The organism is Pseudaeromonas sp. HNCC25DJ180, assembly GCF_055413345.1.
In genome coordinates, this window is the sequence record NZ_JBVAYF010000003.1 from 98,343 (window position 1) to 110,428 (window position 12,086).

Annotated in this window: 8 protein-coding genes; 3 read left to right on the plus strand and 5 right to left on the minus strand. The window is 55.5% G+C overall.

The features are described from left to right. Positions 1 to 333: 333 nt before the first annotated feature. A complete protein-coding gene (gene polA, locus ACZYTD_RS03615; RefSeq protein ID WP_463889298.1) occupies positions 334 to 3,066 on the plus strand; it encodes a DNA polymerase I in 2,733 nt (910 codons plus the stop codon). 141 nt (positions 3,067 to 3,207) lie between these two features. Here polA and ACZYTD_RS03620 read toward each other — a convergent pair whose 3' ends face one another. Both ACZYTD_RS03620 and ACZYTD_RS03625 read right to left on the minus strand, forming a co-directional pair. After that, a complete protein-coding gene (locus ACZYTD_RS03620; protein ID WP_463889301.1) occupies positions 3,208 to 3,495 on the minus strand; it encodes a GIY-YIG nuclease family protein in 288 nt (95 codons plus the stop codon). 884 nt (positions 3,496 to 4,379) lie between these two features. Then, a complete protein-coding gene (locus ACZYTD_RS03625; protein ID WP_463889303.1) occupies positions 4,380 to 5,291 on the minus strand; it encodes a LysR family transcriptional regulator in 912 nt (303 codons plus the stop codon). A 246-nt stretch (positions 5,292 to 5,537) separates the two neighbouring features. Here ACZYTD_RS03625 and aguA point away from each other — a divergent pair, with 246 nt between their 5' ends. Then, positions 5,538 to 6,635: an agmatine deiminase gene (gene aguA, locus ACZYTD_RS03630; RefSeq protein ID WP_463889306.1), complete on the plus strand. Its 1,098-nt coding sequence runs from the start codon at positions 5,538 to 5,540 to the stop codon at positions 6,633 to 6,635. Between the two features lie 237 nt (positions 6,636 to 6,872). Beyond that, a complete protein-coding gene (locus ACZYTD_RS03635; protein WP_463889308.1) occupies positions 6,873 to 8,576 on the plus strand; it encodes an amidase in 1,704 nt (567 codons plus the stop codon). 404 nt (positions 8,577 to 8,980) lie between these two features. Here ACZYTD_RS03635 and ACZYTD_RS03640 read toward each other — a convergent pair whose 3' ends face one another. From ACZYTD_RS03640 to ACZYTD_RS03650, 3 genes are all read right to left on the minus strand, one after another. Continuing rightward, positions 8,981 to 10,489, minus strand: coding sequence for a HEPN domain-containing protein (locus ACZYTD_RS03640; RefSeq protein WP_463889311.1), 1,509 nt, complete (start codon positions 10,487 to 10,489; stop codon positions 8,981 to 8,983). Between the two features lie 244 nt (positions 10,490 to 10,733). Then, the gene (locus ACZYTD_RS03645) at positions 10,734 to 11,276 is read right to left on the minus strand and encodes an REP-associated tyrosine transposase (protein ID WP_463889314.1); all 543 of its coding nucleotides are present in this window, start codon (positions 11,274 to 11,276) and stop codon (positions 10,734 to 10,736) included. A gap of 390 nt (positions 11,277 to 11,666) precedes the next feature. Further along, on the minus strand, positions 11,667 to 11,807 hold the full coding sequence (locus ACZYTD_RS03650; protein WP_463889316.1) for a hypothetical protein: 141 nt from the start codon (positions 11,805 to 11,807) through the stop codon (positions 11,667 to 11,669). Positions 11,808 to 12,086 lie beyond the last annotated feature (279 nt).

Below are 12,086 nucleotides of genomic sequence, written 5' to 3' on the forward strand. Positions count from 1 at the left end.
GCGGAAAATGCGTTCCTTGTCGCGTATGACAGCCTGGTTTATTGGGCTGTTTTGCGCGTTTTTGCCTGTGCTGCGCTATACCCCCAGAATGTTTTCCACATTGACCTAGGTCAGGATCTTGCGAAGATCTGGATCCTTGTTTATGTAACATATTGATAAATATCTGTTAATTTTTTACTGAAACAGCAATCAATAAGCCGTTTCCGGATCTTGATTTTTTCCTCAACAGAGATATCCACAGCTTGTCCTTGTTATCCACAGCTTGCGCCGTGGTCTCCCTGTGCTGCCTGTGGCATCCTTAGCCCCACTTCCGAACTCAGCAGGAACGCTTTCATGACCACGCCCGCGCCGCTCATCCTGGTGGATGGCTCCTCCTATCTTTATCGTGCCTTTTTTGCCTCCCAGCAGGCGGATCTGCGCACCGCGGCCGGCGTGCCGACCGGTGCCATTCGCCTGATGACCAATATGCTGCGCAGCCTGCTGAAGCAGTACCCGGACTCGCCGGTGGCCGTGGTATTCGATGCCAAGGGCAAGAGTTTCCGCCATGAGATGTATCAGGAGTACAAGGCTAACCGCGCCGCCATGCCCGATGAGCTGCGCGCCCAGGTGGAGCCTATTCACGCCATAGTCCGCGCCATGGGCTTGCCGCTGCTGATGATAGAGGGGGTTGAGGCCGACGATGTGATCGGCACCCTGGCCCGTCAGGCCACCGAGCAGCAGGTCGAGATCCTCATCAGCACAGGTGACAAGGATATGGCCCAGCTGGTCTCGCCCCACGTCACCCTGATCGACACCATGAAGGGTGAAATCACGGACCGGCAGGGGGTGATCGACCGCTTTGGCGTGCCGCCTGAACTCATCATCGACTACTTGGCCCTGATGGGGGATTCCAGCGATAACATCCCCGGCATGGCCGGGGTTGGCCCCAAGACGGCGGTGGCCCTGTTGACGGGGATTGGCAGCATAGCGCAGGTGGCCGCGAATCTGGATCAGGTGGCGGCCTTGGGCTTTCGCGGCAGCAAGAACTTTGCCGAGAAGTTCCGTGAGCAGCAGGCGGTGGTGGAGCTCTCCCGTGAGCTGGCCACCATCAAGACCGATGTGGAACTGGAGCTGGGGGTGGCGGAGATCACCAAGCCGCAACCGGATCATGAACAGCTGCAGGCGCTCTATCGCGAGTTTGAATTCAAGGGGCTGGTGATCGAAGAGGCCCAGGCCAGTGCGGCACCTGCCGCCGAGCTGCCGACTGCCCCCAGCGAACTGCACTACGAGACCATACTGGAGCAGGCCGAGTTTGAGCGCTGGTTGGAGAAGCTGGCCAGTGCCGAGCTCTTTGCCTTCGATACCGAGACCGATGGTCTCGACTATATGCAGGCGAAAATTGTCGGCGTCTCCTTTGCCGTGACGGCGGGGGAGGCGGCCTATCTACCCCTGGCCCATGACTATCTGGGGGCGCCGGCCCAGCTGGATCGCGAGGCTGTGCTGGCCCGCCTCAAGCCGTTACTGGAAGATGAGCGCCACCGCAAGGTGGGGCAGAACCTGAAGTTTGATCGCAACGTGCTGCGCAACCATGGCATAGAGCTGCGCGGCATCGCCTATGACACCATGCTGGAGTCCTATGTGCTGGACTCCACCGCCACGCGCCACAACATGGATGATCTGGCGGCCCGCTACCTGGGCCACACCACCATCACCTTCGAGGAGATAGCGGGCAAGGGGGTGAAGCAGCTCACCTTTAACCAGATCGAGCTGGAGAGGGCGGCCCCCTACGCCGCCGAAGATGCTGACATCACATTGCGTCTCCACCAGACCCTGTGGCCCAAGTTGCAGGCCGAGCCTGGCCTGGCGTCACTCTTCAACACCCTGGAGCGCCCTCTCATCACCATATTGGCGGACATGGAGCGGCGTGGCGCCCTCATCTCTGTGCCCAAGCTGGCCGAGCAGAGCCTGCAGATTGAAGCGCGGCTCAAGGAGCTGGAGGGGCAGGCGCACCTGCTGGCGGGTCAGGAGTTTAACCTCTCCTCGCCCAAGCAGTTGGGCGAGATACTCTTCGACAAGCTGGGGCTGCCTATCTTGAAGAAGACCCCCAAGGGGGCCCCCTCCACCGCCGAAGAGGTGCTGGCCGAGTTGGCGGAGAGCTATGAGCTGCCACGTCTGCTGCTGGAGCACCGTACTCTGGCCAAGCTTAAATCGACCTATACCGACAAGCTGCCGCTGATGGTCAACCCGACCACGGGGCGGGTGCATACCTCCTATCATCAGGCGGTGACCGCCACCGGACGCCTCTCCTCCAGCGATCCCAACCTGCAGAACATCCCCATTCGCAGCGAAGAGGGGCGGCGCATCCGTCAGGCCTTTATCGCGGCTCCCGGCTACAAGCTGGTGGCGGCCGACTACTCCCAGATCGAGCTGCGCATCATGGCTCACCTCTCGGCGGACGAGGGGCTGCTCAAGGCCTTTGCCGCTGGCGAGGACATCCACAGAGCTACCGCTGCCGAGGTGATGGGCTCCACGCCGGAGGCGGTGACCAGCGAGCAGCGCCGCAATGCCAAGGCCATCAACTTCGGCCTCATCTATGGCATGAGCGCCTTTGGCCTGGCCAAGCAGCTCGGCATAGCGCGGGGTGAGGCCCAACACTATATGGATCGCTACTTCGCCCGCTACCCCGGGGTGCAGGAGTATATGGAACGCACCCGGCTCCAGGCCGAGGAGCAGGGCTATGTGGAGACCCTGTTTGGGCGCCGTCTCTACCTGCCGGATATCAAGGCCCGCAACCAGGGGCTGCGCAAGGCCGCCGAGCGGGCCGCCATCAATGCCCCCATGCAGGGCACCGCCGCCGATATCATCAAGCAGGCGATGATCAAACTGGCCGCCTGGATTGAGGAGTGCGAGCCTGACTCCATCCGTATGCTGATGCAGGTACACGATGAATTGGTCTTCGAGGTGCGTGAAGATCGGGTGGAAGCCTATCTGCCGCAGATCCGGACTCTGATGAGCGAAGCGGCCGCACTGGCCGTGCCGCTGGAGGTGGGGATCGGCGTCGGAGAGAACTGGGATGAGGCCCACTGAGGATCTTTGTGGGTCTTTTCACACTTTTCTTGGAACTTTACGGGAAATTTGCTGACTAACTAATTGCAGAAATTTGAAGCTACTTGCTGACCTCCGCCCTGTGCGGAGGTTTTTTTTTGGCGATTTTCAGAGGCTAAGGGTTCAACTCTGGTGATTTATGGATAATTTTTGCAGTGCGGGCCAGTCTGAGTGGATAAGTGCCTCCTTCTTGCCTCGACTCCATCCCTTAATTTGTTGCTCTGCAGCTAACGCCTCGATTCGGGTGGCGAATTCACAGGCGAAGCATAATTGGACTGGGAGCCTGGAGGCGGTATAACAGGATTCATAGTGGCGTTGTTGATGTTGTTGCAAGCGTCTTTCCAGATTGTCCGTGTGCCCAGTGTAGTAACTTTGATCTGCACACTTGAGTATGTAAACCCAGAATGACATGGCCTGCTCCTTGATTCGATGGATGACACTATAGTGTTTTTTATCGCCTACAGGCCTGTGCGATTTGCCACTTACTGGTTGTTTGCCGCAAATATCTGCCGTTCGCAGCTTGTCGCCACGTTTGTGGTGAGCTTGTCGCCACGTTCGTGGTGAGCTTGTCGCCACGTTCGTGGTGAGCTTGTCGCCACGTTCGTGGTGAGCTTGTCGCCTCGTTCGCAGTGAGCTTGTCTCCCCGTTCGCAGTGAGCTTGTCGAACTGCGCGTTAGCATAATTATTAGACCAGCTTCTTTCGACATAAAGAAATTACCATCCCCTTCGGCAAGCTCAGGGCGAACGGAGTTAATGTGCATAAGTGACGAATATTGATGGGCCTAACCCTCACTTCTGTCTGCCAGACGTGGACGCTAAACTCGTTCGCAGCGAGCTTGTCGAACCATGGACCAGTAAAGTCTCATCACCTGATTTTAAAGAAATTACCATCCCCTTCGACAAGCTCAGGGTGAACGGAGTTAATGTGCATAAGTGACGAATATTGATGGGCCTAACCCTCACTTCTGTCTGCCAGACGTGGACGCTAAACTCGTTCGCAGCGAGCTTGTCGAACCATGGACCAGTAAAGTCTCATCACCTGATTTTAAAGAAATTACCATCCCCTTCGACAAGCTCAGGGCGAACGGAGTTAATGCGCATAAGTGACGAATATTGATGGGCCTAACCCTTACTTCTGTCTGCCAGACTTGGACGCTCAACCCGTTCGCAGCGAGCTTGTCTCCCCGTTCGCAGTGAGCTTGTCGAACTGCGCGTTAACATAATTCTTAGACCAGCTTCCTTCGACAAAGCTCAGGATGAACGGTTGTTCTGGAGGCGAGGTGATATGGATTTAGTTAGATATTCTTGCACTCTTCTCGCATCAGGTTGCGTAGCCACTGCAGTGCCGGTTGCTGCTCATGCAGCGGGTGCCAGACGCAGTTGAGATGGTAGCTGGGCATGGCTTCTGGCAAGGTCACCTGACGCAGGGGCCAGCCGCTGGTCAGCATGGCGGCCACGCGACCTGGCAGCACGAGTAAGTGGTCACTCTGGCTCACTATGGCTGCCGCCGACATATAGCTCTGACTGTTGACCGAGATCTGCCGCGCCAAACCCTGGCTGGCCAGGAAGTGATCGACGATCGACTCCCGGGTGCCCAGCGGCGAGTGAAAGACGTGGGGGGTGGCGATCAGCTGTTGCAGGCTCAGCGCCTCGCCAATCTGCGGATGGTCGTTGCGCACCAGGCCACACAGCGGCTCGGTGAGCCAGGTCTCCCGACTCAGATGCCCCGGCACCTGCATATACTCATCAAAGCCCAGCACCAGATCGATCTCGCCATGGGCCAGCTCCTGCTCGGGCAGGGTATCGCGCAGGATCAGGATCTCGATGCGCACCTGGGGGGCACAATCTTTCAATCTGGCGATGAGCGGCGGGATCAGCACACACTCCACATAGTCCGTGGTACTGATGACGAAGCGGCGGCTGGAGTGCTCCGGCACGAAATGCTCGGGCTCGCTTAGCTGCTGCTCCAGCAGACGCAGCGCCTGGGCTACGCCTGGGTGCAGAGTGAGTGCCCGCTCCGAAGGCAACATGCCTTGCGGGGTGCGCACCAGCAGCGGGTCATTGAAGCAGTCGCGCAGCCGGTTCAGGGCATGGCTCATGGCCGGTTGGCTGATGTAGAGCCGCTTGGCCGCCCGGGTCACATTGCGCTCTGTCATCAGGGCGTCAAAGGCCAGTAGCAGATTCAGATCCAGCTGATGCAGCTTCATGCGCGTGCTCTATTCGTATTAAGAATGATGGGATGCATATTATTCATTTGATGGATGGTGAGGCAAGTTTCTACACTGGCTCCATCTTCTCCCTCCCCTTTTTTCAAGGGGAGGGTTGGGGTGGGGTTATGCTCTTAAGCGTGAGTGGCCAGAGCACCCCCTCCTAAACCTTCCTTGATAAGGGGGCGGAACCTTTTCAGATTTTTTTTGCTGCTTGGCGCACCCTGCCAGTACGAGGAGCCTGTAATGAGCAAACTTTTAAGCACCCTGCCTGCCGCCGACGGTTTCTTTATGCCTGCCGAGTGGGCGCCGCAACAGGCCGTCTGGATGATTTGGCCATTTCGCCCGGATAACTGGCGTGAGGCGGGCCGTTTTGCCCAGTCCACCTTTGCCCAGGTGGCCGATGCCATAGGCGGTGCCACGCCTGTGTTTATGGGTGTCCCGGCCCAGTTTATGGAGCAGGCCCGCACCATCATGCCCGCTCATGTCACGCTAGTTGAGATGGCCAGCGATGACTGCTGGGCCCGCGATACCGGCCCGACCGTGGTCATCAACGCCGCCGGTGAGTGCCGTGCTGTGGATTGGGGCTTTAACGCCTGGGGCGGCTTCAACGGCGGTCTCTATCACCCGTGGAACCAGGATGAGCGGGTGGCCTCTCACATGGCCCATCAGCACGGCTTTGCCCGTTACCAGGCGCCGCTGATCCTCGAAGGGGGCTCCATCCACGTCGATGGCGAAGGTACCTGTATGACCACAGCCGAGTGCCTGCTTAACGCCAACCGCAATCCGCACCTGAGCAAGGAGCAGATCGAAGCGCACCTGCGTGACTATCTGAATATCGAGAAGGTGATCTGGCTGGAGGAGGGGGTCTACCTGGACGAGACCGACGGCCATATCGACAACATGGCCTGCTTCGCCCGTCCGGGGGAGGTGATCCTCACCTGGACCGATGACGAAAACGACCCCCAGTACGCCCGCTCTAAGGCGGCGCTGGAGGTGTTCGAGAACAGCACAGATGCTCAGGGCCGCAAGCTGAAAGTCTGGCTGATCCCGCAACCGGGCCCGCTGTTCTGCAGCGAGGAGGAGGCGCAAGGCGTGGTGGATGGCAGCGGCGTACCGCGCGACTCCGGCCACCGTCTGGCGGGCTCTTATGTGAACTTCCTCATCACCAACGATCGCATCGTCTATCCGCTGCTCGACCCCAAGACTGACGATCTGGCCCAGGCCAAGCTCGAAGAGATCTTCCCCGAGCATACTGTAGTCGGCGTGCCAGCCCGCGAGATCCTGCTCGGTGGCGGCAATATCCACTGCATCACTCAGCAGATCCCGAGCGGCAAGTTATAGGCCAGGAAAAGCCTCAAACACCCTCCTTTGCCAGGGTGGCTGGGTGGGGTCGTTCCTCCTCCCTGCTAAGGCTTGGGTAGGGTTGCTCCTCCCCCTTTTCAAGGGGGAGGTTGGGAGGGGGTGCTTTTGATGTTTCTCAAGCTAAAAAGCTAACCCCACCCCAGCCCTCCCCTTGAAAAAAGGGGAGGGAGCCTCTGCTTTCCTGAATTCACATGAACATTTTTTAAGAGGTCCAGCATGATTGAAGTGACCGAAGTTTCCATTGCCGAGCTGCGTCAGGCGCTCGAGTCGGGCCGCACCACGGCGGTCGAACTGGTTAAGGCCTATCTGGCACGTATCGCCGCCTACAACGGCCCCGAGAGCGCGACCCAGCTCAATGCGGTCGTGGTGCCCAATCCCGATGCGCTCAAGGAGGCCGCCGCCTCCGATGCCCGCCGTGCCCGTGGTGAAACCCTGGGCCCGCTGGACGGCATTCCCTATACCGCCAAGGACAGCTATCTGGTCAAGGGGCTGACCGCCGCCTCCGGCAGTCCGGCCTTCAAGGATCTGGTGGCCCAGCGCGACGCCTTTACCATAGAGCGGCTGCGCGCCGCCGGGGCTATTTGTCTGGGCAAGACCAATATGCCGCCCATGGCCAATGGCGGCATGCAGCGCGGTGTCTATGGCCGCGCCGAAAGCCCCTATAACGCCGATTACCTGACTGCGCCCTTTGCTTCCGGCTCCTCCAACGGTGCCGGTACCGCCACCGCCGCCAGCTTCGCCGCCTTTGGTCTGGCCGAAGAGACCTGGTCCAGCGGGCGGGGCCCGGCCTCCAATAACGGTTTGTGCGCCTACACCCCATCCCGTGGCGTCATCTCGGTGCGCGGTAACTGGCCGCTGACTCCGACCATGGATGTGGTGGTGCCCTATGCCCGCACCATGGCCGATCTGCTGGAAGTGCTGGATCTGGTGGTGGCCGACGATGCCGACACCCGAGGCGATCTCTGGCGCCTGCAGCCCTGGGTGCCGATCCCCAAGGCCTCGCAAGTGCGTCCGGCCTCTTATCTGGAACTGGCGGCCAAGGCTGACACCCTTAAGGGCAAACGCCTGGGTGTGCCGCGCATGTTTATCAATAAGGATGAACTGGCGGGTACCAGCGACAACCCCGGTATCGGTGGCCCCACCGGCCAACGCATCCAGACCCGTGCCTCGGTGATCGCCCTGTGGGAACAGGCCCGTCAGGCGCTGGAAGCGGCCGGTGCCGAGGTGATTGAGGTGGACTTCCCGCTGGTCTCCAACTGTGAAGGGGATAGGCCCGGCGCGCCCACCGTCTTTAACCGCGGCATAGTGTCACCCGAGTTTCTCCATGACGAGCTATGGGAGCTCTCCGGCTGGGCGTTCGACGACTTCCTGCGCGCCAACGGCGATCCCAAGCTCAATAAGCTGGCCGATGTGGATGGCCCGCAGATCTTCCCCCACGATCCGGGCACCCTGCCCAATCGCGAGGGCGATCTGGCGGCCGGGATGGAGGAGTACGTCAAGATGGCCCAGCGCGGCCTCAAGCGTTTCGACGAAATTGCCTCGGTGCCGGACGGCCTGCGCGCTCTGGAGCAGACCCGCAAGCTGGACTTGGAGGAGTGGATGGATGAGCTCAAGCTCGATGCCGTGCTCTTCCCCACAGTGGCCGATGTCGCCCCGGCCGATGCCGATGTGAACCCGGCCTCCGCCGATATCGCCTGGAGCAACGGCATCTGGGTCGCCAACGGCAACCTGGCCATCCGCCATCTGGGCGTACCGACCGTCACAGTCCCCATGGGCGTGATGGCAGATATCGGCATGCCGGTAGGCCTCACCTTCGCCGGCCGCGCCTATGACGACAACAATCTGCTACGCTTTGGCGCCGCGTTCGAAGCCACCGGCAGCAAGCGGTTGGTGCCACCACGGACACCGGCGCTGGCTTGATACGATCAGCGGTAAATAAACTTCGGTCCCCTTCCAACCTCCCCATTTTTAAGGGGGAGGTTGGAGGGGGTATTTCCCACCGCCTAATAAGATTACCTATTCCCGTTCATGGTGAGCTTGTCGAACCATGCGTTTTTAATCTGTTTCCCCGGGAATAAATTCAGCTTTTTGACAGGAGTCGTGAGTAGGGGCGATTAGCGCAGCGTAATCGCCCGCATGGGAAACGAAAACAAGGTCTAAGCGATTAATGCTCCCCCGAGAAGTTGGATAAGAGCTTGGTTAATTTTAATTAAAATTAATGCGTTAACCATGAGCGCTCTTTTTTATACGGGCGATTACGCTTCGCTAATCTCCCCTACGGCCCTATAAGTTTTTGGCCTCGCAACAGCAGAGTAATACAAGATCTAGTCAATAGGTTGTTTTGATGATTTTATTATGTCTAATAACATATTGAGGTTGTGGCTGTATGATTTTAAATAGTATGAAATTTTGTGGTTTGTCATTCCTGTTGTTAGCCACTCATCTATGTTCCAACCACATTCAATCAAATCGGATACAACAAAAATAAACTCTAGTGTGTCGGTGAAAAAGTGGACGACATTATACTCTCTTTCATAGTTTATTTTGTTTTCCCCACCATGGACATAATAGTTCCTGCAGTCCACGCAATGATCTGAAATAATTCTAATGTCTTCCAATCTCAACGATGATTTATGTTCGATAATGTCTATTCTTTCTCTGATTTTGTGTTTTAAAGTCTTCGTTCCGATTCGACCTATAGCATTCAGGATGGAATCTCTTTCAATGCTTGGCGGTAGGGATTTAAAAATTTTACTTGCTTGTGTTTTTGCTGTGTTAAGTTCTTCGCTTAAATCTATTTTCCCTTTGCTTGATGGAATCATGTCGAATATGTTGGCGCTTTTTGTTAGCCGCTCAATGCTGTATTTTCTTGATGAATATGAAGAGCATATTTGACCTCTTGCTGCAATCCAATTTGGTTGTCTTAATAGCCACTCTTTCAATATCCCTGAAATATAACTTTTATCCATATAACTATTTAGAAGGCCATCAAAGTGGGCGTCGGTATGGGATGTTTCATTCGAAGAGATATAAACATTATAGAATTCTTGGGGGGCATTTTCTGTTGTTATTTGAAGGGATGTTATATCATCTTCCTGTCCACTAACGAATTTCATGAAAGATAACAGATCCCATGATATTAAAATGGCATCCGAAATTTTTGTGGTTTCATGAAAGTCCACCTTAAATGTGGTTGAAATTTTTGATTTTATTTCTTGCCAGCCTAGGCTAGATTGGCTTTCATGGTGGTATAAACATATAGAGTATGACTTCAATGATGTGAGCAATATTTCCTTTTTGCCTTTGTAAATGTATACTGATGGGGTGCCAAGGTTATCTTTGCATATTCTATTGCTATTGTCTTTTATGTCGAATAGTCGTTGACTTGTTTCTATATCTTTTTGAATGAGTTTATTTATTTCATATGCATCTGGATTTATTATTCTTGTTGTTGCGCCTCGATCTAAAAAAACACGCGCAAGATTTTTTGTTGATAGATGCAGGCTGGATATGTTTTTTGCCGGATTAAAATTTGTTGTCCCCAATAGTATTAACCTAGGATGTATTGATATAAAGTATCTTGTTGTGCGCTCACTTCCCTGGTTTAAACTATTACATCCACTATCTAATAATATGCTGTCCAAAAGTGCAATTGTTTTGGATTCTGTATATAAAAATCCATTTATTATTTCAGTTTCATGATGAATCTGTATTTTGATGTCGCTCCAAATTTCGAGCTGAGTGTCTAATCCATTGAAAAATATCTCACCATTGAATTTTTCTCCATTTATGTGAAATTCGCCATAGTATTTTTTGCCAAGCAAATGAGACATCAAATCACCTTAAATGAAAACATTGATAACGTCTATTTTATCACTATGTGAATTCAGTTGGAAATTGCTCATCTAAATGAAACAGCACGTAGGTTGGGCTGAGTTGGGCGAAGCCCAACGTTTACCGCGTGGCCCATTCTTGCCCTTTTACCCTTGCGTCATCAACCCTAACTATCTGGAAAACCTGCGTTGAGCCATGGTCTCTTGGTTGGTGTAACCGGGGTCTGGCTTGTTGGGCTTCGCATTACTCAGCCCAACCTACCTGGGGCTGCGTTGCATCGCCTCCGGCACCCTCGCTACACCACTCTGCGCTAAGCCAACCGCGGGCAATAAATCGATGGATCGAGGAATAAGGCCATTCGATGGGCAAGCGGGTATGGCCGTGTTTCACCGGGTTGTAGTGGATATAGTCAACGTGGGCCTGTAAATCGGCGTTATCGCGGATCTGATGTTCCCAATAACGGCGTTGCCAGATGCCGCGTTCCCGTTTGTTCTGGCGACTATCCCGGATAGCTTCGGTCTTGGGCAAGGCGCGGGAGAAGCTGGCTTTGATCAACGCCCAGCGGGTGGCGTAATTGGCATCTTCTGGCGGTAGTGTCCAGATGGTATGCAGATGCTCAGGCAAGACCACCATGGCGACGATCTCAAACGGGTGTTGAGCCTTTACCTCCTGCATGACCTCCCGTAATAGAGAGATATGGCGAGTCAATAAATCTTGCCGACGATCCGCCAGATTGACGGTAAAAAACCAGGTTGCACCTGCGGTACAAGCTCTTCGATAACGCATGCTGCTCCCCCATTCGCGCTAGACGTTGGGCTTCGCATTACTCAGCCCAACCTACATAAGCATAGAAGGGCCAACAGGAGGCCAACAGGACATCCGCTTCAATAGGCGTATTGGCTAGAGACTGAAAGGACACTTTAGGAGGCGCTGGCGTTGGCTTCCTGACTGGTTGTTCCGAAGAGTAGAGCCCTCACCACGGCGACGGGGTAGCACTAAGCTGACCCTCTGCGCCAGGGATGGCGCGGTGGAGCCCCCAGGGATGGGTTCACGGCGTGTCAGCGTGAGCTGCCCAGTCGCGGTGGCATAGACGGAAATAGACTGAAATGCATATTCCCACGCATGGCGCTCGCTCAATAACATTCATGCCGATCACGTAATAACATCCCAAGCAGATCACTTTTTACCCTCGTTGGAGGAGAGGACGACTGAAAGGGCATCCACTTCAATAGACGTATCGGTGATGGTGGTCAGCACCTTGTCGGCGAGATCGGTGGGGTTGCGGCGTCTGGACTCCCGGCTATGGATGGTATCCAAAAGGCTGCCCTGGCATTGGCTGCCTACCAGTGGCGGGGAGGGATTTGTCGGGTACGGGCGATGGGGACACCCACTCTTCCTGCCTTGCGTGCAGGCGAGCCGAATCATGGCCAATAACAGCAAGCAACAAGTGATATACAGTTGATTTTATTGGCTATTGAGTCTGTGTGCGGCAATGGATATTTAAGTGCAGAAAACAAATCAGGCCGCTGCTGCGGCCTGATGGGGAATGCTGGGAAGGATTAACGCTCGTAGCGGAAGAAGTACTCGCGAGTAGCG